Origin of the sequence: Martinezella lusitana, assembly GCF_014207095.1 — a bacterium.
Lineage (GTDB): Bacteria > Pseudomonadota > Alphaproteobacteria > Rhizobiales > Rhizobiaceae > Rhizobium > Rhizobium lusitanum_B.
Window position 1 is genome coordinate 108,766 of sequence record NZ_JACHBG010000005.1, and the last position, 21,084, is coordinate 129,849.

General features: G+C 62.2%; 15 protein-coding genes. 4 read left to right on the forward strand and 11 right to left on the reverse strand.

Translation table 11 applies throughout. The features are described from left to right. Nucleotides 1–207 precede the first annotated feature (207 nt). From GGD46_RS13235 to GGD46_RS13250, 4 genes are all read right to left on the reverse strand, one after another. Nucleotides 208–3,321, reverse strand: coding sequence for an efflux RND transporter permease subunit (locus GGD46_RS13235; protein WP_184704497.1), 3,114 nt, complete (start codon nt 3,319–3,321; stop codon nt 208–210). Next, nucleotides 3,318–6,437 (reverse strand): multidrug efflux RND transporter permease subunit, encoded by a 3,120-nt coding sequence (locus GGD46_RS13240; protein ID WP_184704499.1) that lies wholly within the window; start codon nt 6,435–6,437, stop codon nt 3,318–3,320. Before GGD46_RS13240 ends, GGD46_RS13235 begins: the two co-directional genes overlap by 4 nt. Then, the gene (locus GGD46_RS13245) at nt 6,434–7,924 is read right to left on the reverse strand and encodes an efflux RND transporter periplasmic adaptor subunit (protein ID WP_184704501.1); all 1,491 of its coding nucleotides are present in this window, start codon (nt 7,922–7,924) and stop codon (nt 6,434–6,436) included. Before GGD46_RS13245 ends, GGD46_RS13240 begins: the two co-directional genes overlap by 4 nt. 216 nt (nt 7,925–8,140) lie before the next feature. Next, the gene (locus GGD46_RS13250) at nt 8,141–9,247 is read right to left on the reverse strand and encodes an RHE_PE00001 family protein (protein ID WP_184704503.1); all 1,107 of its coding nucleotides are present in this window, start codon (nt 9,245–9,247) and stop codon (nt 8,141–8,143) included. Nucleotides 9,248–9,421: 174 nt separating this feature from the next. Here GGD46_RS13250 and GGD46_RS13255 point away from each other — a divergent pair, with 174 nt between their 5' ends. The 4 genes from GGD46_RS13255 (at nt 9,422) to GGD46_RS13270 (ending at nt 13,223) form a co-directional block, all read left to right on the forward strand. After that, nucleotides 9,422–11,935 (forward strand): heavy metal translocating P-type ATPase, encoded by a 2,514-nt coding sequence (locus tag GGD46_RS13255; RefSeq protein WP_184704505.1) that lies wholly within the window; start codon nt 9,422–9,424, stop codon nt 11,933–11,935. 106 nt (nt 11,936–12,041) lie between these two features. Then, on the forward strand, nt 12,042–12,428 hold the full coding sequence (gene cueR, locus GGD46_RS13260; RefSeq protein WP_184704507.1) for a Cu(I)-responsive transcriptional regulator: 387 nt from the start codon (nt 12,042–12,044) through the stop codon (nt 12,426–12,428). Nucleotides 12,429–12,600: 172 nt separating this feature from the next. Beyond that, the gene (locus tag GGD46_RS13265) at nt 12,601–12,828 is read left to right on the forward strand and encodes a type II toxin-antitoxin system VapB family antitoxin (RefSeq protein ID WP_184704508.1); all 228 of its coding nucleotides are present in this window, start codon (nt 12,601–12,603) and stop codon (nt 12,826–12,828) included. Further along, nucleotides 12,828–13,223 (forward strand): type II toxin-antitoxin system VapC family toxin, encoded by a 396-nt coding sequence (locus GGD46_RS13270; RefSeq protein ID WP_184704510.1) that lies wholly within the window; start codon nt 12,828–12,830, stop codon nt 13,221–13,223. Before GGD46_RS13265 ends, GGD46_RS13270 begins: the two co-directional genes overlap by 1 nt. 22 nt (nt 13,224–13,245) lie before the next feature. Here GGD46_RS13270 and GGD46_RS13275 read toward each other — a convergent pair whose 3' ends face one another. The 7 genes from GGD46_RS13275 to hutI all read right to left on the reverse strand — a co-directional run bounded on the left by GGD46_RS13275 (nt 13,246) and on the right by hutI (nt 21,076). Beyond that, the gene (locus GGD46_RS13275; protein WP_184704512.1) at nt 13,246–13,548 is read right to left on the reverse strand and encodes a hypothetical protein; all 303 of its coding nucleotides are present in this window, start codon (nt 13,546–13,548) and stop codon (nt 13,246–13,248) included. 91 nt (nt 13,549–13,639) lie between these two features. Then, nucleotides 13,640–15,091, reverse strand: coding sequence for an MFS transporter (locus tag GGD46_RS13280; protein WP_184704514.1), 1,452 nt, complete (start codon nt 15,089–15,091; stop codon nt 13,640–13,642). A gap of 192 nt (nt 15,092–15,283) precedes the next feature. After that, complete coding sequence (locus GGD46_RS13285; protein WP_184704517.1) at nt 15,284–15,946, reverse strand: sulfite oxidase-like oxidoreductase; 663 nt, start codon at nt 15,944–15,946, stop codon at nt 15,284–15,286. Between the two features lie 77 nt (nt 15,947–16,023). Then, nucleotides 16,024–16,587 carry a HutD family protein gene (locus GGD46_RS13290; RefSeq protein WP_184704519.1) on the reverse strand — a complete coding sequence of 188 codons (564 nt, stop codon included), beginning with the start codon at nt 16,585–16,587 and terminating at the stop codon, nt 16,024–16,026. Nucleotide 16,588: 1 nt separating this feature from the next. Next, a complete protein-coding gene (hutU, locus tag GGD46_RS13295) occupies nt 16,589–18,274 on the reverse strand; it encodes a urocanate hydratase (RefSeq protein WP_184704521.1) in 1,686 nt (561 codons plus the stop codon). A gap of 1 nt (nt 18,275) precedes the next feature. Beyond that, nucleotides 18,276–19,811: a histidine ammonia-lyase gene (gene hutH, locus GGD46_RS13300; protein WP_184704522.1), complete on the reverse strand. Its 1,536-nt coding sequence runs from the start codon at nt 19,809–19,811 to the stop codon at nt 18,276–18,278. Next, nucleotides 19,808–21,076, reverse strand: a complete 1,269-nt coding sequence (gene hutI / locus GGD46_RS13305; RefSeq protein WP_184704524.1) for an imidazolonepropionase — start codon at nt 21,074–21,076, stop codon at nt 19,808–19,810. The genes hutH and hutI overlap by 4 nt, the downstream gene beginning before the upstream one ends. Nucleotides 21,077–21,084: the final 8 nt, after the last annotated feature.

Here is a 21,084-nt window from a genome sequence, read left to right on the forward strand (position 1 = left end):
GGCTTCGATCTCGCCACCGTTTAAGCAAAGGGCTCCTGCGACATCGCAGGAGCCCTTTTCATATCGTGCTGGATCCGGAGAAAGCAGCTTGCCGCAACGGCGTCCGCGCGCCCCTCGTGCCACAGCACAGATCTCGGAGTCGGGGCTCTGGAGCGTCCCTTCATCAGCGAACGGGAAGAGGCTCGCCGACCTCCCAACAAACCAAGATCAGGTGCTGGAAGGTGAAACGGCAGGCTCTGCGGGCTGCTGCGACTTCGGCGACCATTTTGCGTGAAGTTTGGCGAGCATCAGATAGATGATGGGCGTGGTATAGAGCGTCAATATCTGCGAGACGACCAAGCCGCCGACAATGGTGATACCCAATGGACGGCGCAACTCGGAGCCGGGGCCGGTTGCCACGATGAGAGGAATGGCGCCCATCAACGCCGCCAGCGTCGTCATCAGGATCGGGCGGAAGCGCTTGAGACACGCCTGGAAGATCGCCTCTTCAGGCGGCAGGCCAAGCGTTCGCTCGCCCTGCAGGGCGAAGTCCACCATCATGATACCGTTCTTCTTGACGATGCCAATCAGCAGAATGATGCCGATGAAGGCGATGATCGTCAGCTCCGTACCGCTGATGGCAAGCGCCAGCAGCGCGCCGAGGCCGGCGGACGGCAGCGTCGAGATGATCGTCAGCGGATGCGCTAGGCTCTCGTAGAGAATGCCGAGAACGATATAGACCGTCAGCAGCGCTGCCAAGAGCAAGAGCGGCTGGCTGCCTGACGACTGCGTGACGCTCGCGGAATCGCCGGCAAAATCCGCATGCAGCGTGTCCGGCAGATGCATGTCGAGCACCGCCTTCTGGATGGCGTCATTCGCGACCTGCAGCGGCGTGTTGAGCGCCAGATTGTAGGAAATGGTGACAGAGGGATATTGCCCCTGGTGATTGACTACGAGCGGAGCGAGCGTGCGGTCGATCGAGGCAACGGCGCTGAGGGGCACCTGCTTGCCGCCAGCCGCCGGTACGTAAAGCTTGGAGATATCATGCGGGTCGAGCGCATAGGTCGGATCCGCCTCCAGCACGACGCGATACTGGTTGCGCTGCGTGTAGATGGTCGAGATCTGCCGCTGCGCAAAGGCATTGTTCAGCGCGGCGTCGATGGATTTAATACTCACGCCCAGCTGGGAAGCCATGCTCCGATCGATATTGACGGTCGCCTGCAAGCCATTGGGCTGCCTGTCGGTCGCGACGTCGGTCAGGCCCGGAACGCCCTGCAGCCGCTCCATCACCTTCGGGGCCCACTCGACCAGCTCGTCGTAATTGGCACCCCAGACCGTGAACTGGTACTGCGACTGCGACTGGCGCGCGCCGGCGCGGATGTCGCTCGGCGAGAACAGGAACGTGCTCACCCCCGGCACGGCCATGAGCTGCTTGCGAAGCCGGTCGATGATTTCAGCCGTCGGAGCCCGCTCCGATTCCGGTTTTAGCGAGATGTAGAGCTGGCCGCGGTTGACGGAGCTGGAAAAGCCGCCGCCGCCCACCGATGAACCAAGGCCGGAGACCGCCGGATCCTGGGCGACGATATCAGCCGCCTGTTGCTGCAGTTTGACCATGGCCGAATAGGAGATATCCGTCGCAGCCTGGGTTCCGCCCTGAATGAAGCCGGTATCGTCTTGCGGAATGAAACCCTTCGGCACCTTGACGTAAAGATAGGCGGACATGACGACGCAGGCGATGATGACAAGCACGGACAGCAGCCGATGATGCAGCACCGCTTTCAGGGTGCGCCCGTAAAAATCGATGATCGCGCCTAACGTGCCCTCGACGAGGCGGCCGAACCGGCCGGGCTTGGCCTCGACATCGTGCGGGCGGAGCCGATGGCCGCAAATCATCGGCGTGAGCGTTAGCGACACCAGCGTCGAGACGAAAATGGTGAAGCCGAGCGTCAACGAGAAAGTCTGGAAAAACCGGCCGACGATTCCCCCCATGAAGAACAGGGGGATGAAGGCGGCAAGCAAGGACAGGCTGATGGAGATCACAGTAAAGCCGATCTGCCTGGCACCTTCGAGCGCCGCCCGCATCGGCTTCATGCCGGTTTCCAGATTGGCGTAGATATTCTCGATCATGACGATAGCATCGTCGACGACGAAGCCCACCGAAACGGCGAGCGCCATGAGGGAGAGATTGTCGATGGACAATCCGAAAAGCCACATCGCGGCTAGCGTCCCGGCCAGCGACAGCGGCACGGTGACGCCGGCAGCGAAGGTTGGAGTTGCGCGCCGCAGAAAGACGAAGACCACTGCCATGACGAGGCAGATAGTGGCGAGCAGCGTCCACTGCATGTCGGTCACGCTGGCATGGATCGTCGTGGTGCGGTCGGAGAGGACGGCGATCTTGACGCCGGCGGGGATGAGCCGCTGCAACTCGGGGATCAGTTGCTTGACGCCGTCGACCGTTGCGATGACGTTCGCATCCACCTCCTTGGTGATGTTGAGCAGCACGGCTGGCTTGCCATCGAACCAGGCGTCTGAGCGGCTGTTGCGAACGCCGGGCTCGACAGTCGCGATATCGGAGAGCCGGACGGCCGTACCGTCGCCACTCTGTATGACGATCCTGCCGTAGGCTTCCGGCGTCCGCAATTGCCCGTTCACGGCAATGGAGAAGGCCCCTCCGTCGCCGTCAAGCGAACCGACGGGACCAAGCACGCTGGCGTTGACGATCGCGGTCCGGACGGCATCGAGCGAGAGGCCCATGGCCGATAGACGGTCAGGATTGAGCCTGACGCGGATAGCGGGCTGATCGGCACCGCTGACCGTAACACCACCGACGCCATCCACCTGCGATATGCGTTGCACGACCACGGTATCGGCAGCGTCATAGATGGCGCTCGGCGCCACATTGTCCGATGTCAGGGCCAGGATCAGCACGGGAGCTGCGGCAGGGTTGATCTTGCGGAAGGCCGGCAATGTCGGCAGATCGCCCGGCAGGTCCGTCGCTGAGGCGTTCAGTGCCGCCTGCACATCCTGCGCCGCGCCATCGACGCTGCGCGAAAGATCGAATTGCACGATGATGGTGCTCGAGCCGAGCGAGCTGACCGAGGTCAGCTGGGTGACGCCGGCGATGGTACCGAGATGTCGCTCCAGCGGCGCCGCAACGCTCGCCGCCATGCTGGCCGGATCGGCGCCGGGGCGGCTCGCGGAAACGACGATCGTCGGCAGATCCACAGTCGGCAAGCTCGCCACCGGCAGGAAGCGATAGGCGACGATACCGAGGATCATCAGTCCGATCGCCAGAAGCGTCGTCCCGACCGGGCGTTTGACGAACGGCTCGGAGATATTCATGTCTCGCCACCCGCCATTTCATTCATCTCGGGGCTGGGCATGCCGCTCGTGCGGCCGACGACGCGGGCGCGCAGGTGCTCGAAGGCCAGATAGATCACCGGCGTCGTGTAGAGCGTCAAGAGCTGTGACAGCACCAGGCCGCCGATGATGGTGATGCCGAGCGGAATACGCAGCTCCGCGCCCGTGCCCTGCGCCAGCGCAAGCGGCAGGGCGCCGAAGAGGGCCGCCAGCGTCGTCATCATGATCGGCCGGAAACGCAAGATCGAGGCTTTCAGGATGGCTTCTCGCGGCTCCAGCCCTTCCTTGCGCTCCGCCTCGAGCGCGAAGTCGATCATCATGATCGCGTTCTTCTTGACGATGCCCATCAGCAGCACTATGCCGATCAGGGCGATGATAGACAGATCCTGCCCGAACAGCATCAGCGCCAGCAGCGCGCCGACACCGGCCGAAGGCAGCGTCGAAAGGATCGTCACCGGGTGGACGGCGCTCTCGTAGAGCAGGCCGAGCACGATATAGATCGTAACGACAGCCGCCAGGATCAGCCAGGGCTCTCCGGCAAGCGAGGAGGCAAATTCTTCCGCATCGCCCGAATATTTACGCTGGATATTGTCAGGCATGCCGATGTCCTGTTCGGCCGCCTTGATTTCCGCCACGGCGTCGCTCAGCGACGCGCCCTTGGCGATATCGAAGCTGATCGTCACGGCCGGAAACTGTTCGTCATGGCTGATGACCAGCGGCGCGGTCGTAAACGTCGCGGTCGTGAAGGCATTGAGCGGGATCTGCGTGTCGTTGGCGCCAGCCACGTAGAGCTTGTCGAGCGATTTCGGATCCGATTGATATTGCGGCGCGGCTTCCAGAATGACGCGATACTGATTGGCCTGTCCGTAAATCGTCGCTATCTGGCGCTGGCCGAAAGCGTCGTTCAGCGTGTCGTTGACGGCCTGCATCGATACGCCGAGCCGGGAAGCCGTCTCGCGATCGACATCGACGAAAATGCGTCCGCCGCCCATCTCGACCTCGGAGGCGACATCCATGAACTTGGGGCTCTCCTGCAGCCGCTGGGCAAGCTTCTGCGACCAGTCGACCACCGTGTTCGTGTCGGTACCCGTCAGCGTATATTGGTAGGGCGCGCGGCTGGCCCTGGTGCTGATCGAGATATCGCGCACGCTCTGGAAGGTGACATGAATGCCGGGCATGCCGGCGACCTCGTCGCGCATCCGCTCGATGATCTGATCGGCGGAGACGTTGCGCTGGTCGCGGGGCTTCAGCACCAAGCTGAGATTGCCCGTGTTGAGCGTCAGGTTGCTCGCGCTGGCGCCGATGACGGCAACCACGCCGGTGACATCCGGATCCTTGCGCAGCCGGTCCGTCACCGATGCCTGGATCTGCTTCATGGTCTCGAAGGAGGTTGTCGGCTCCGCCTCGATCACGGCGGTGATCAGGCCGGTGTCTTGCGCGGGCAGGAAGCCCTTCGGAATGGCCACGTAGAGCGCGATCGTCGCAGCCAGGGTCACAACCGTTATCAGCAGCATGAGGGCGCTGCGATCCACGGCCCAGACGAGACTGCGCCGATAGCCTTCGATCATCCAGTCCGTGAAGCGGTCTGCGCCGGCCAGAAAGCCGCCCTGCCGCTCCTTGGGCTTGCGCAGGATGCGGGCGCACATCATCGGCGTCAGCGTCAGCGACACGACGGCCGACACGACCACAGCAATGGTCAAAGTCAGCGCGAATTCGCGGAACATGCGGCCGACGATGCCGGTCATGAACAACAACGGAATGAACACCGCGACCAGCGAGACGGTCAGCGAAATGATCGTAAACCCGATCTCGCCGGCACCCTTCAATGCCGCCTGCATCGGTTTTTCGCCTTCTTCGATATGGCGGGCGATATTCTCGATCATGACGATGGCGTCGTCGACGACGAAACCCGTGCCGATGGTCAGCGCCATCAGCGAGAGATTGTCGAGGCTGAAACCAGCGAACCACATGACGCCGAAGGTCGCGATCAGCGACAGTGGTAGGGCGACGCCGGCTATAAACGTCGCGGTCATCGTCCGCAGGAAGAGCAGCACCACGAGGATGACGAGGCCGATACTGATCACCAGCGTCCATTGCACGTCATGGATCGAGGCCCGGATAGTCTCGGTGCGGTCGTTGACTATATCGAGGGAAACGCCGGCCGGCATGGCCTGCTTCAGCTTCGGAATCTGCTTCAGGACATTCTCGACGGTCTGGATGACGTTGGCGCCCGGCTGGCGCATGATGTCGAGAATGACGGCGGGCTTTCCCTGATACCAGGCGCCAACACGGTTATTCTCGAGCCCTTCCACCACGGTCGCGACATCCTTCAGCTGCACTGGGGCGCCATTGCGATAGGAAATGATGACAGACTTGTAGACGTTCGGGTCGACGATCTGGTCGTTGGCCGCAAGCGTGAAACTCTGCTGCGTGCCGTCGAGCGCACCCTTGGCGCCGGCAACGCTGGCATTGGTGATAGCCGAGCGAATATCCTCCAGCGCCAGGCCATAGGAGGCCAGGCGCGGCAGATCGACTTGAATGCGGATGGCGGGCTTGACGCCGCCCTGGATGCTGACATTGCCGACGCCGGAAACCTCACTCAGGCGCTGCGCCATCATCGTATCGGCAAAGTCGCTGAGTTCGCGGATCGAATAGCTGTCCGAATGCAAGGCCAGCGTCACGATCGGCGTGTCGGCCGGGTTCACCTTCGAATAAGTTGGCGGATAGGGAAGCGTGCGCGGCAGCGTCGAGCCGGCAGCATTGATGGCCGCCTGCACGTCCTGCGCGGCTCCGTCAATATCGCGCCCGAGATCAAATTGCAGCGTGATCTGGCTGATCCCGAAAGCGCTCGACGACGTCATGGAGGCCAGTGACGGAATCTGGCCGAGCGGACGCTCGAGAGGCGCCGTCACCAGGGCCGCCATCGTATCGGGATCAGCTCCCGGAAGCTGCGTCGTCACCTGGATCGTCGGAAAATCCACCTGCGGCAGCGGCGCCACCGGCAGGAAGAGGAAGCCGAGAATGCCGCCCAGGAGAACCGCGACCCCGAGAAGCGAGGTGGCGATGGGCCGTGAGATGAAGAGCGACGAGACGTTCATTGTTGCTGTGTCGAAGATGCGGACGAATTGCCCGGCGCTGAGCTGGCGCTGGCATCCGTTGCCTGGTTGCCGCCGGCCGCAGGCTGAGCATTCCCATCCTGACCATCGCGGCTGGCATTGCCGCCCTTACCGCTATGACCGTTCTTCCCGCCCTGGCCGTTGTGGCGATGATGCTGTTGCTGCTCGCCGCCATTGCCCTGACTGCCCTGCGCATCGTTCTCGGCGACAGGCTGACCCTGGTCGCCCGCTGCCGGCGCATTCGGCGCCGTCTGATCCTCGCTTGCCGAGATCTGGACTTTAGCTCCGTCCTGAAGCCGCGCGAAACCGGTCGTCACCACCTTGTCGCCCGCAGATACGCCATCGGCGATAACGGCGAGCGTGTCATCCTGCTGCCGCACCTTGACCGACTTCATGGCCACGGTCTGACCGTCCTTGACGATATAGACGAAGGTGCCGTTCGGACCACGCTGAACGGCACCGCTTGGAATGACGGTAACGCCCTTCAGTGTCTCCACCAGCAGGCGGGCATTGACGAAGGCGCCGGGCCACAGTGCCAGCTTCTCATTCGGAAAATTCGCCTTCAGTTTGACCGTGCCTGTCGTGGGGTCGACCTGGTTGTCGACGACCGCCAGCGTGCCGTTATCGATTATCGTCGTTCCGTCATTGCCCATGGCCTGGACGGCGAGCGTACCGGCCGCACTTGCCGCGTTGACGCGGGCAAGCTGCTGCTGCGGAATGGAAAACAGCACGGAAATCGGCCTGATCTGCGACAGCGTCACGATCCCTGTCGAATCCGACGAGCTGACGAGGTTACCGACATCGACATTGCGGATACCGGTGCGCCCGTCGATCGGCGCCTTGATCGTCGTATAGTCGAGCGTCGCCTGCGCACTTTCAATGGCCGCCGCATCAGCCTTTACCTGCGCCGTGTATTGCGCCACCAGCGAGGTCTGCGTGTCGACCTGCTGCTGCGTGCCCGAGGCGGTCTTCACCATGAGCTGATAGCGGTTCAGGTCGCGCTGGGCTCCCGCAAGCAGAGCCTCATCCTGCGCCTTCTTGGCAAGCGCCTGGTCGAGCTGCGCCTTATAGACGGAATCGTCGATACGAGCGATGACATCGCCCTTCTTGATATCCTGGCCTTCGCCAAAATCGATTTCGACGAGTCTGCCGCTGACCTGCGCACGCACCGTTACCGTATTCAAGGCCTTCACCGAGCCGACGCCATTGATATATACGGGAACGTCGGCTGTCGTGGCATTGGAGGCCAGTACCGGAGCCGGGCCGCTGAATTGTCCCGCGCCGCGCCGTCTGCCGCCGCCTTGTCCCTGACCGCTGCGGCGTTCGCCCTGCGCCTGCTGAGCGGGTGCGTTCTGATAGCCAAGCATCCGTTCTACGTTGGCAAGCCAGAGATCACGGGTCGCATAGGCGCCGTATCCCACCGCGCCAATCACCGCCAACGACATTACGACCCGAAATGCACGAGGCATTAGTCCACCTTCCTTCAAAGCGTTCGGCGACCAGCGATCCGCCGCTATTCTATGGCGCGACTCTAGCTTGCATCGTGCCGCTTAGGAATTTGGTATTGCCATTAAATTTTGTCCATTTTTGCGGCGACTTAGCGAAATAAATTGTCACATTACATAAAACCAGGGTTGTAGTCGCAAACGCTGGCTGCCGATGCAAGTTGCTGTTGCCGTTGGGCGTCAGAGCACCCCCCAGCCGCGATAACGTCCGCGACCCGTCATCTCGCGCAGGCCAAGCTCGTTGACCAGATTGAGTGCTCCTCTGGGTGTCACGCCCACATGCCGGGCGATCATCTTTGCCGAAACAATCGGCCGCGACAGCACGATATCGATCACCTCGGGCAGGCTGCTGTTCGATCGCCGGTCCCTGAGGCGCAGCTCCATCTGCAGCTTGGCGAGCGAAAGGCGGTCCAGCTCCTTGAGGCCGGAATCCGCCGAGTGAACCATGGCCTCAAGAAACGCAGTCAGGCGCGTGATACGATCCGACGCGCGTCGACGATCATGCCGGACGGCCTTCAGGCCGACATTTAGGCAGAAAAGATGCGAGGTCACCTTGCCGCGGCTGCGCAAATAGGCGCTGACCAGCAAACCGCCGAGCCAATGTTGCCGCCGCAGCGGCTCGATCCGCTCCCAGGCGTCGAAAAGCACCGCCGCGCCGAGAACGGGCGGCAGGAGATCGGCATCGCGAATGACCGCGCGCCAGCTTTCCAGCCGCTCGTCCTCGTCCCAATCTTCGTCATGCACGAGAGCGAGCGGGTCATCGATCGTCTCCGGCCTGACCTCGGGTATGCCGCCGCTCAAAATCTTTTCCGATCGGGCAAGGATGGCGTCGATCTCGGCAAAATCAACGCCGAAATCCTCCTCTTCGCCCTCTTCCTGCACTTCCTCCGCGGTGGTCTCCGACAATACCGAACGCCGCGTGACAACATCCTCGACGTCTCCGACATCGCCGCGCAGAACGGCAAGGCCGGCAGCATCCAGCCCCCAGGCGGGGTCGGCATTCCAAAGGCGGCGCCTGACCCGCAGCACCGCATGGGCGATCGTCAATTCATGCGTCGGCGCACGCGCATCCATGCGTGCATCATGCAGCACAAGATCTTCCACATGCACCAGCTCGCCACCGACCCAAAGCGCCCCGGCCGCATCGAAGAAATGCCCGCGCTCGCGAAAACCTTCCCCGACAACATGCCGCAACACGCGCTCATCCAATCGCGCCAGCATATCTTCCGCCTTGACGATAGCAGGCAGAAGCGTTGGCAACGGAAGCGTGGTCAGATCGTATCGCATTGGAATCGCATCATTGAATCGGCCTTACGGAACCTATCATCGCCGCACGCTGCAAGATAGAAAGAGGCATCTGTGAACTGTGGACGACAATTCCTATTTTAGGCCTTGACCTTCCAGCAACAGGAAGGTTCATAACCTCATCCAACGCTCCCTTTCGGGGCAATGGAGTTTGATATGGCATTGCATGACGAACACGATCATAGCCATCACGGCCACGGTCACCACCACCATCACGACCACGGCGGCCAGCCGCAGGAGACTGTAACGCGCGATCCCGTTTGCGGCATGACAGTCGATCCGAATGCCGGCAAACCGTCGCTGGATTACCAGGGCCGCACATTTCACTTCTGCTGCAACGGTTGCCGCACGAAGTTCGAGGCGGCGCCTGAGAATTATCTGACCGCCAAGGACCCGACCTGCGGCATGACGGTCGATCGCGCCACCGCACGCCATCTTGCAAAGTACGAAGGCGAGAAATTCTACTTCTGCTCGGCCGGCTGCAAGACCAAATTCGAGGCTGACCCGACGGCCTATCTCAACGGCAACAGGCCTGCACCGAAACCCGTGCCGAAGGGCACGCTCTATACCTGCCCGATGCATCCCGAGGTCGTCAGCGACCATCCGGGCGATTGTCCGAAATGCGGGATGGCGCTGGAGCCCATGGGCGTGCCCGCCGCCGACGAAGGGCCGAATCCGGAACTGGTCGACTTCACGCGCCGGCTCTGGATCAGTGCTGCCTTGTCGCTGCCCTTGCTTGTCATTAGCATGGGTCCGATGGTCGGTCTCCCCGTGCGCGACTGGATCGGTGAACCGATCGCCACCTGGATCGAACTCGTTCTGGCGACCCCGGTTGTGCTGTGGGCTGCCCTGCCCTTCTTCCGCCGCGCCTGGAACTCGATCGTCAATCGCAGCCCCAACATGTGGACGCTGATCGGCCTCGGCGTTGGCACCGCCTATCTCTATAGCATCGTCGCCACTTTGGCGCCGGGCCTGTTCCCGATGAGCTTCCGCGGGCACGGCGAAAGCGTGCCTGTGTATTTCGAGGCGGCTTCGGTCATCATTGCGCTTGTTTTCGTCGGACAGGTGCTGGAGTTGAAGGCCCGGGAACGCACGGGTTCCGCCATTCGCGCCCTCCTCGATCTGGCGCCGAAGACGGCACGCCGCATCGGCGATGATGGTAGCGAAAACGACGTGCCCGTTGACGAAATCCAGGCTGGAGACCGACTGCGTGTGCGTCCCGGCGAGCGTGTTCCGGTGGACGGTTCCGTCATCGAGGGGCAGTCCACCATTGATGAATCGATGATCACGGGCGAACCCCTGCCGGTCGAAAAGGTAAAGGGCGATGCCGTGACCGGCGGCACGATCAACAAGAACGGCGCACTCATCATGCAGGCGGAGAAGGTCGGCGCCGAAACGACGCTGTCGCGCATCGTCGAACTCGTCGCCAAGGCACAGCGCTCTCGTGCGCCGATCCAGACCATGGTCGATCGCGTCTCCGCCGTTTTCGTGCCTGCCGTCGTCGCGGCCGCGATCGTCGCCTTCGCCGTCTGGGCCTTCGTCGGGCCGGAGCCGCGGCTTGCACATGCGCTGCTCGCCGCCGTCGCGGTGTTGATCATTGCCTGCCCATGTGCGCTTGGGCTGGCGACCCCCATGTCCATCATGATCGCCACTGGCCGTGGCGCGCAGGAAGGCGTGCTGGTACGCGATGCCGAGGCGCTGGAGCGCTTCGCCAAGGTCGACACGCTGATCGTCGACAAGACGGGCACGCTCACCGAAGGCAAGCCCAACCTGACCGATATCGTCGCTGTCAACGGTATCGAGCAAGGGCGACTGCTGTCGCTCGCCGCCAGCCTCGAACGGGGTTCGGAACATCCGCTCGCGGAGGCCATCGTTGCCGGTGCCGAGGAGCGCGGGACAGGTCTTGTCGACATCTCCGGCTTTTCGGCGATAACGGGCAAGGGCGTGAAAGGCAGCGCCGGCAACACGCCGATCGCACTCAGCAATGCCGCGATGATGGCCGATCTTGGCATTTCCACGGAGGCGTTGAAGGTTGAGACCGAACGTCTGCGCGGCGAAGGCAAGACCGTGATGTTCGTTGCCATCGACAACAGGCTCGCCGGTCTTGTCGCCGTTGCGGATCGGATCAAGCCGACCACGGCAGCCGCGATCAAGGAACTGCACGAGAGCGGCCTGAAGATCGTCATGGCGACCGGCGACAACGGCAAGACTGCCGCCGCCGTCGCCAAGCAGCTCGGCATTGACGAGGTGCGGGCAGACATGTTGCCGGAAGGCAAGAAGGCGCTGATCGACGAATTGCGGGCCAAGGGTCACATCGTTGCCATGGCCGGCGACGGCGTCAACGACGCTCCCGCACTCGCCTCCGCCGATGTTGGCATAGCCATGGGCACGGGCGCCGACGTCGCCATGGAAAGCGCCGGTATCACGCTGGTGAAGGGCGACCTCAACGGCATCGTCCGGGCACGCCGCCTGTCGGAAGCGACCATCCGCAACATCAGGCAGAACCTCGCCTTCGCCTTCGGCTACAATGCCCTCGGCGTGCCCTTGGCGGCCGGCGTGCTCTACCCGGTCTTCGGCCTCCTTCTGTCGCCGATGATCGCAGCCGCCGCGATGAGCCTGTCCTCGGTCTCGGTCATCGCCAATGCGCTGAGACTACGGTTGGCCAAATAAGAACAGTCCCGGGAGGATCGCAGCGCGGTTCTCCCGGGAATACATGGAAACAAGCACAGGGCTGGGCGATTCCTTGAAACGCCCGACCGCTTGAAGGGAGAAGCAGATGAATATCGGTGAAGCATCCGGCCGTTCGGGCCTGCCGGCCAAGACGATCCGCTACTATGAAGATATCGGCCTCATCCGCCCCGATCGCAGCGACAACGGCTATCGCGATTATGGCGCCGACGACGTGCACAAGCTGCGCTTCCTGCATCGCTCGCGCAGCCTCGGCTTCTCGGTGGAGGAATGCCGGCAGCTGCTGGCGCTCTATGAGGACAAGAGCCGTGCCAGCGCCGACGTCAAGGATATGGCAAGCACCAAGCTTGTCGAGATCGACCGCAAGATCCGCGAACTAACGGAGCTGCGCCGCACACTGGAGCACCTCGTTCACGCCTGCCACGGCAACGAACGGCCCGACTGTCCGATCCTGGAGGAATTGTCGGAGGGGTGAAGTTGAGCTGTAGAGCTGCTCCGCTATGCCCGACATCCCAGCCGCCCGCGCCAGCCGGGAGAGTACTAGGACGAGAAGCCCTTATGAAAAGCTCCGGAGTAGACCGCCGCCACAGATTGCTGTTGCGGACAACATGGCCTAAGGATATCGCAAGATTGAAAACGGATATCCCATGCCCCTCTACATCAAAGATGATGCCATCGACCGCCTGGCGCGACGCTACCAGGCATTGACGAAAAGCCCGACCAAGACTGAAGCCGTGAGGCTTGCCTTGCAGAAGGCCCTGGATGAAGAGCTGACCAAGCCCGCCCTCGCCGAGGTCGCCGTCGCCTTCTGCCGCAATCTCCGACGGAAGGCCGATGCGAAAAGCGGAAACGACAGTGCAGAAGGGAGCGCCTGATGTTTATCGACGCCTCGGTCCTGTCGGCCATGATGACGAATGAGGAGGATGCGCGCGGCTTTGCCAATCGCATGCAATTGGCAACGGCGAGAATGACATCGCCGGCAGAAGCAATGCATGCGGCAATTGAGATCTCGGCAACGCTTGCACTTTCACCCGCGGAGGCGGGAGAAGCCGTACGCACCTTCCTGCAACTCATGAATATTCAGCTGCTTGCCGTACCGCCCCGCGCGGCCTTTATAGCGGCGGAGACATATGAGCGTTACGGCCAAGGCGACCACCCGGCCCGCCTCAGCCTCGACGATTGCATGACTTACGCCTGCGCTCGTTACTATCGCCAGCCGCTATTGTCGAAAAGCGGCCGGTTCGATCAGACCGATATCGAGCTGGCTTGAAACCGCTCGATCCGGCAAACCGTTACGGGCAAAGGGACGATGGGCCTGCCGCATATGTCGAGCGCACGCCGACTGCGTTCGGAGCAGCAGCGCATTGCAGACGGGACATGGAGTCGCCGGCGCGGATCGGGCCGGTCACCGACGGATCGGTATTGATGCGGCCGTCCGGAAGGATCGCATCCTTCGAATGGTCGACATTGCCGACATCGGTCTGAATTGTCTCAACCTTGAGGTTCTTGTGACGATGCTTGTGCACCTGCTCGGCCATGGCAGCGCTGGACATGCCGATGACGAGAGCAGAGATAGCGAGAGTTTTGAGCAGCATAAGACTGGCTCCTGTAGGAGTTGAGGCCCCACACATATGGGAACTGACAAGTGAATTTACAGCGGCTTGCCTGTCAATATCGTTAAGACTTTTAAGGTTTTGATGACGCTTTCATCTTGTGCCGCGACACCTCGGCGCCAGCATCGTGGGGTAGGCTGACAAAGCGCAACGCGGAGATGGCACCGATAAGGCCAATCACGAGGAAAGCCCAGCGGAAATCGGCCAGCGAAAGCGTTTCCCCACCATGAATCGTGCGCGAGAGATTGAGCATGGTTGCAGCAACCGCAACGCCAAGCAGCAACGATACCTGTTGCAACATGCTTGAGAGGGTGGAGGCAGAACTGCGTTGCGCGGCATGAATATCGGCAAAGCCGAGCGTGTTCAGCGCCGTGAAATTCATCGACCGCGACAGGCCGGCAATAAATAGCAGGCAATATATCAGCAGATCCGGTGTCGACGGCGACAGGAATCCACAAGCACCGATGCTCGCTGACGAAATCAGGCCGTTAACGACGAGCACGTTCCGGAAGCCGAAAATCCTCAACATCTGCGTCGTGATCGCCTTCATGCCGAGATTGCCGGCGAAATAGAACAGCAGATAGGTACCGGCATCGATCGCCGTGCGGCCGAAGCCGACCTGAAAGAGCAGCGGGATCAGGAAGGGAGTCGCGTTGATCGCGACGCGGCTCGCCGTGCCGGCCGAAAGCGTCGACATGGCGAAGGTCTGCACCTTGAAGGCGGAGAGATCGAGCAAGGGCGCATCGACCCTCATGAAGTGCCGGGTGGCAATGACGGAAAAGACCACACCGGCGGCAATGAGGCCGATGCTCGGTGCCAATCCCGTCGTCCCCTGAACCACGAATTCCAGACCGGCGAGCAGGAAGGTCAGCCCCGCAGCCGATTGCACGAAGCCGAGGAGGTCAAGCCGCGCGACCTTTTCCTCCCGCTGATCCGGCACGAAGCGCAGCACCAGACCGAGGCCGATGATACCGATCGGGATATTGATCAGGAAGTTCCAGTGCCAGCTGAGATAGGTGGTGATGAAGCTGCCGAGCACCGGGCCAATGACTGGCGCCGTCAACGCCGGCCAGGTGATCATCGACATCGCATGGACGAGATCGGATTTGCGCGCGCTTTTCAGTACGATGATACGGCCGACAGGCGTCATCAGCGCGCTGCCGACGCCTTGAACGGCGCGAGCGAGGATGAATTCGGCGAGACTGCCCGAAAGGCCGCAGAACAGCGAGGCCACGGTGAAGATGGTGATCGACGCCAGAAACACGCGCCGCGCGCCGTAGCGATCGCCCGCCCAACCCGCCAGCGGCACGAAGGCGGCCATGGTCAGCAGATAGACGGTGATACCGATGCTCATCGATACCGGCTCGACGCCGAAGGTTTTCGCCATCTGCGGCAGCGATGTGGTGACGATGGTGCCGTCCAGGATCTGCATGAAGAAGGAAACGGCAACCACGAAAGCGATGATGCGAGACTGCCGGCCGAAACTTGCTTCGGAGGGCTCTTCTGTGGTCCGGGCAACGGTCATGACATGAAATTTCGGAAAATAGCGTTCAAAGGGCGCCGGTTCGACCGGCAACAATCATAGGATCATTGAATACGCCCATCGCACGGGCTTGCAAAGCCGCAAACCCACGCCGGCATCGTCAAAGATTGACACGGTGACACAAGAGCCGCGATTTCCGGCAAGCTTGCCTCTGTCCGTCGCATCCCGTGGATGTCAATCGTCCGAGTAGCGCTGCTCGCGCCATGGGTCGCCATACATATGATAGCCGTTCTTCTCCCAAAAGCCGGCGCGGTCGGCGCCGATGAGTTCGATGCGGCTCAGCCATTTCGCGCTCTTCCAGAAATAAAGATGCGGCACGACGAGGCGCATCGGTCCGCCATGCTCGCGCGTTAGCGGCTGGCCCTCCCAAGCGGTGGCGAGAATGGCATCTTCAGCCGCAAAATCCGCAAGCGGCAGGTTGGTGGTATAACCGTCATAACTCGTAAGCAGCACATGCTGCGCCTCGGCCGTCGGCATGGCGAGGTCGAGGAAATCGCGCGTCGAAACTCCTTCCCAGCGATTGTCGTAGCGCGACCAGGTCGTCACGCAATGAATGTCGCTGACATAAGTGCTTTGCTCGATCGCCTGGAAAGCCGACCAGTCGAGACTGAGCCGCTTTTCCACGAAACCAAACACATCGAGCCGCCAGCTGGAGAGGGAAATCTGCGGCTGCTCGCCAAGATCGAGCACCGGCCAGTTCTTGACGAGATGCTGCCCTGGCGGCAGCCGCTCAGTCTCAGCCCGGCTGATACGCCCGGTCAGAAACTTGCCCTCCGCCGCCCAGCGGCGCTTGGAAGTGGTGAGCTTGCTGTCGGCGGGGATCTGGTCGTCGCTCATGCGGCTATCCTCTTTGCTGTACAAAGATAGGATAATCCGTGCGTGTCCGTGTCAAGTCGAAGGAAGTTGATAGCCGACTATATTGCCGCGATGGTGATTTGGAACAGCTGCGCCTTGCCCGAAATCGTGCGCCGCGCGGCGTCGGTGTTCGAGACGAGCAGGCAATCGCCCGCATCAAGCACCATGCCATCAATTTCAGCACTACCGCGATGGCAAAGAACAAGGGTGGTCTCTTCTCCGAAAGCGAATTCGCCGAGCCCATCGACCGAAATGCGCAGCACCGAATGCGTGAGACGGCCGCGCCGCGTCATGACATTGAGATCGGTGATCGTGCCATCGATCAAGGTCGCGGAAGTCGGCGCATCCGCCGCAAAGGGCAGCGGGTCGCTTGCCTGCGTCAGACGCTCCGGCTTGCGACCTTCAATGAAGAGGGTCATTCCCTCTCCCTCGAGAATGGATAGCGTGCGATCGATGCCCGGAAAGACCGAGAACGGTCCGTCCGAAGCAACGGTCGCCATGCTGACGCGCCAGTCGAAGTCGGCAAGCCCGGCGCCGTCGGGCGAAACGGCGATTTCCACCGTTTCCCCACCGCCGTTTTTCCAGGGCATGCGCTTGTGATCGCTGGCGCGTAGCAGCTTCATCTTAGTTCCCCAGGATAGCCGGCAGGCGCAGGCCCTGCTGCTTGGCCCAATCGAGCGCGATGTCGTAGCCTGCATCGGCGTGGCGCATGACGCCGGTTGCCGGGTCGTTCCAGAGAACGCGCTCCAGACGGCGGGCCGCATCATCCGTGCCGTCGGCGCAGATGACCATGCCGGAGTGCTGGCTGAAGCCCATACCGACGCCGCCGCCGTGATGCAGCGATACCCAAGTCGCGCCGGAGGCGGTGTTGAGCAGTGCGTTGAGCAGCGGCCAATCGGAAACGGCATCCGAGCCGTCCTTCATGGCTTCCGTTTCGCGGTTCGGCGAAGCGACCGAGCCGGAGTCGAGATGGTCGCGGCCGATGACGACAGGAGCCTTCAGCTCGCCATTCCTGACCATTTCGTTGAAGGCGAGACCGAGACGGTGACGATCACCGAGACCGACCCAGCAAATGCGTGCCGGCAGGCCCTGGAAGGCGATGCGCTCGCGCGCCATGTCCAGCCAGTTGTGCAGGTGGGTATTGCCGGGGGTGAGTTCCTTTACCTTGGCGTCGGTCTTGTAGATATCTTCCGGATCGCCCGAGAGAGCGGCCCAGCGGAACGGACCGATGCCGCGGCAGAACAGCGGACGGATATAGGCCGGCACGAAGCCCGGGAAAGCGAAGGCGTTTTCGAAACCTTCATCCTTGGCGACCTGGCGGATGTTGTTGCCGTAGTCGAGCGTCGGCACGCCGGCATTCCAGAAGTCGACCATCGCTTCGACGTGAACCTTCATCGAAGCGCGGGCGGCAGCTTCGACGGCCTTCGGATCGCTTTCGCGCTTGGCCCTGTGCTCGGCCACCGTCCAACCGGCCGGCAGATAGCCGTTCAGCGGGTCGTGGGCAGACGTCTGGTCGGTGACGATATCCGGGCGCGGACCGCCAGCCTTCATGCGCCTTACCAGTTCGGGGAAGATTTCGGCGGCATTGCCGAGCAGGCCCACGGACTTGGCTTCGCCGGCCTTCGTCCACTTGTCGATCAAAGCGAGCGCTTCGTCGAGGCTCGATGCCTTCTCGTCGACATAGCGGGTGCGCAGGCGGAAATCGATGCGGGTTTCGTCGCTCTCGACGGCGAGGCAGCAGGCGCCGGCCATGACAGCCGCCAGCGGCTGTGCGCCGCCCATGCCGCCGAGACCGCCGGTCAGGATCCACTTGCCCTTGAGATCGCCATTGTAATGCTGGCGTCCGGCTTCGACGAAGGTCTCATAGGTGCCCTGCACGATGCCCTGCGTGCCGATATAGATCCACGAGCCGGCCGTCATCTGGCCGTACATGGCAAGACCCTTCTTATCCAGCTCGTTGAAGTGGTCCCAGGTTGCCCAATGCGGCACGAGGTTGGAGTTGGCGATGAGCACGCGCGGCGCATCCTTGTGGGTGCGGAACACGGCGACCGGCTTGCCGGACTGTACGAGCAGCGTCTCGTCTTCGTTGAGTGTCTTCAGCGTCGCGGCGATGCGGTCGAAGTCATCCCAGGTGCGGGCAGCGCGGCCGATGCCGCCGTACACGACCAGTTCGTTCGGGTTTTCCGCAACGTCCGGGTCGAGGTTGTTCATCAGCATGCGCAACGGCGCTTCGGTCAGCCAGCTCTTGGCATTGAGTTCCGGGCCGCGAGGAGCGCGGATTTCGCGGATATTATGGCGTGGATTGGTCATATCACATCTCCAAGGAAGGCAGGATGTCGGTTGAAATCGAGGCATTGAGGGCGCCGGAGCCGATAAGCTCGCTGGCGGCCTTGAGGTCGTTTGCCATGTAGCGGTCCACCTCCAGCGAAGGGACGGCGGCGCGGATGGCTGATATGGCAAGCTTGAGTTCCGGGCTGGTGACGAGCGGCGCGCGCAATTCCACACCCTGGGCAGCCGTCAGCGCCTCGATGCCGATGATGCCGAAGAGATTTTCGGTCATCTGCAGCAGGCGGCGCGCACCATGGCAGGCCATGGAGACATGGTCTTCCTGGTTGGCCGAGGTCGGTGTCGAGTCGACGGAGGCCGGATGCGACATCTGCTTGTTCTCGGACATCAGCGCCGCCGAGGTCACTTCGGCAATCATCAGGCCGGAGTTCAGGCCGGGCTTCTTCGCCAGGAATGCCGGCAGGCCGTAGCTGAGCGCCGGGTCGACCAGCAACGCGATGCGGCGCTGTGCGATCGCGCCGATTTCGCAAACGGCAATCGCGATCTGGTCGGCGGCAAAGGCAACCGGCTCGGCATGGAAGTTACCGCCGGAAACGACGGAATTGTCCGAAAGCACCAGCGGGTTGTCGGTGACGGCGTTGGCTTCGATTTCGAGCGTGCGGCCGACAGAGCGCAGCAGATCGAGGCAGGCGCCATCCACCTGCGGCTGGCAGCGGATGCAATAGGGATCCTGCACGCGCTCATCGCCTTCGATATGGCTCTCACGGATCACGGAACCGGCAAGCAGACCGCGAAGGGCCGCAGCGGTATCGATCTGGCCCTTGTGGCCGCGCAGTGTATGAATGTCGGGATGGAACGGGGCGGAGGAGCCCATGGCAGCATCGGTCGACATGGCACCGGTGATGAGGGCAGCCTGCGCCGCACGATGCGCGCGGAAGAGGCCGGCGAGCGCGAGACCGGTCGACACCTGCGTGCCATTGATCAGCGCAAGCCCTTCCTTGGCGGCCAATACGACCGGCTTCAGGCCGGCCTTTTCGAGCGCCGCTGCGCCGGAAAGCTGTTCGCCGGCATAAAAGGCTTCGCCATGACCCATCATGACGGCGGTCATATGGGCGAGCGGCGCAAGATCGCCCGAGGCGCCGACCGAACCCTTTTCCGGAATGAGGGGTACGACACCCTTTTCAAGCATGCCTTCGATCAACCGCACCAGCTCCAACCGCACGCCGGAGGCGCCGCGGCCGAGCGAAACCAGCTTCAGCGCCATGATCAGGCGAACGACGTTCTCCGGCAGCGGCTGGCCGATGCCACAGCAATGCGAGAGAATGAGATTGCGCTGAAGCGTGGCGACGTCAGCGCTGTCGATCTTGATCGACGCCAGTTTGCCGAAGCCGGTGTTAATGCCATAGACGGGCGCATTGCCTGCGGCAATTTCCGCGATGCGGGCAGCCGCCTTGGCAATGCCTGCATCGAAAGATGCATCGAGCCTGGCCGGCTCGCCGGTCCAGTAGATCGTCGCCAACTGCTGCAGCGACACGGAACCGGGATGGAGAACGATAGTCATCGGTTGAACCTTTTTCCCTTGAAAACATGGGCATGGAGAGGATTGAAGCCGATGCGGTAGACAAGCTCCGCCAGGCTTTCGACATTCCAGATGGCGAAATCGGCCGACTTTCCGGCTTCCAGCGTACCGGTTTCGGAGAGCAGCCCGAGGGCGCGTGCGCCTTCGCGCGTTGCACCGGCGATGCATTCCTCGACCGTCAGACGGAAAAGGGTGGCAGCCATATTCATGGTCAGCAGCATCGATGTCAGCGGCGAGGTGCCAGGATTGCAATCCGTGGCGATGGCGATCGAAACACCCGCCTCGCGGAGCGCGTTGACCGGCGGCTTCTGCTTTTCGTTGATAGCATAGAAAGCGCCCGGCAGCAGCACCGCAACGGTCCCGGCCGCAGCCATGGCGTTGACGCCATCCTCGTCGAGATATTCGATATGATCGGCTGACAGCGCGCCATAAGAGGCCGCAAGCTTGGCGCCGCCGAGATTGGAAAGCTGTTCCGCATGCAGTTTCACGGGAATGCCGAGCGACTTGGCAAGATCGAAGACGCGGGCGATTTCGGTCGTCGAGAAGGCAATCCCTTCGCAGAAGCCGTCGACGGCATCGACCAGGCCTTCCGCGTGCGCCTGGCTCAGGCCGGGCAGTACGACATCACTTATATAGTCGCCGTTTCGACCCTTGTATTCGGCCGGCGTGGCATGGGCACCGAGATAGGACGTGACGACACGGACGGGACGGACCGTCTCCAGCTTGCGCGCCGCCCGCAGCATCTTCAATTCGGATGGAATATTCAGGCCGTAGCCCGACTTCACCTCGATGGTGGTGACGCCTTCGGAAAGCAGCGTATCGAGGCGCGGCAGCGCAACGGCGACAAGCTCGTCAACCGACAACGCGCGCGTCGCATTGACCGAAGAAACGATACCGCCGCCGGCGCGAGCGACTTCTTCGTAGCTCGCCCCTTCCAGCCGCATTTCGAATTCGCGGGCGCGATTGCCGCCATAGACGATGTGCGTGTGGCAATCGACGAGGCCGGGGGTCACCCAGCGGCCTTCAAGATCGATGCTTTCGGCACCGGCAACGTCAGGCAGATCCGCTTCCGGACCGGCAAAGAGGATGCGGCCGTCTCTGGTCAGGATAGCACCCTTCTCGATCGTGCCGAGCCGGGCCTCGCCCTCTTTCAAGGTCGCAAGGCGGGCATTGCGCCACACGCGGCTTGCCGCGCCGTTTTCCCTGCCATCGTTGGCGCCATCTTCGGAAAAATTGTTCCCACCCATAAGCTTTA

What these genes read in the sequence shown, in the direction of transcription:
- GGD46_RS13235 (WP_184704497.1), bottom strand. Translation starts at nt 3,321, where the DNA reads ATGAATATCTCCGAGCCGTTCGTCAAACGCCCGGTCGGGACGACGCTT.
- GGD46_RS13240 (WP_184704499.1), bottom strand. Translation starts at nt 6,437, where the DNA reads ATGAACGTCTCGTCGCTCTTCATCTCACGGCCCATCGCCACCTCGCTT.
- GGD46_RS13245 (WP_184704501.1), bottom strand. Translation starts at nt 7,924, where the DNA reads ATGCCTCGTGCATTTCGGGTCGTAATGTCGTTGGCGGTGATTGGCGCG.
- GGD46_RS13250 (WP_184704503.1), bottom strand. Translation starts at nt 9,247, where the DNA reads ATGCGATACGATCTGACCACGCTTCCGTTGCCAACGCTTCTGCCTGCT.
- GGD46_RS13255 (WP_184704505.1), top strand. Translation starts at nt 9,422, where the DNA reads ATGGCATTGCATGACGAACACGATCATAGCCATCACGGCCACGGTCAC.
- cueR (WP_184704507.1), top strand. Translation starts at nt 12,042, where the DNA reads ATGAATATCGGTGAAGCATCCGGCCGTTCGGGCCTGCCGGCCAAGACG.
- GGD46_RS13265 (WP_184704508.1), top strand. Translation starts at nt 12,601, where the DNA reads ATGCCCCTCTACATCAAAGATGATGCCATCGACCGCCTGGCGCGACGC.
- GGD46_RS13270 (WP_184704510.1), top strand. Translation starts at nt 12,828, where the DNA reads ATGTTTATCGACGCCTCGGTCCTGTCGGCCATGATGACGAATGAGGAG.
- GGD46_RS13275 (WP_184704512.1), bottom strand. Translation starts at nt 13,548, where the DNA reads ATGCTGCTCAAAACTCTCGCTATCTCTGCTCTCGTCATCGGCATGTCC.
- GGD46_RS13280 (WP_184704514.1), bottom strand. Translation starts at nt 15,091, where the DNA reads ATGACCGTTGCCCGGACCACAGAAGAGCCCTCCGAAGCAAGTTTCGGC.
- GGD46_RS13285 (WP_184704517.1), bottom strand. Translation starts at nt 15,946, where the DNA reads ATGAGCGACGACCAGATCCCCGCCGACAGCAAGCTCACCACTTCCAAG.
- GGD46_RS13290 (WP_184704519.1), bottom strand. Translation starts at nt 16,587, where the DNA reads ATGAAGCTGCTACGCGCCAGCGATCACAAGCGCATGCCCTGGAAAAAC.
- hutU (WP_184704521.1), bottom strand. Translation starts at nt 18,274, where the DNA reads ATGACCAATCCACGCCATAATATCCGCGAAATCCGCGCTCCTCGCGGC.
- hutH (WP_184704522.1), bottom strand. Translation starts at nt 19,811, where the DNA reads ATGACTATCGTTCTCCATCCCGGTTCCGTGTCGCTGCAGCAGTTGGCG.
- hutI (WP_184704524.1), bottom strand. Translation starts at nt 21,076, where the DNA reads ATGGGTGGGAACAATTTTTCCGAAGATGGCGCCAACGATGGCAGGGAA.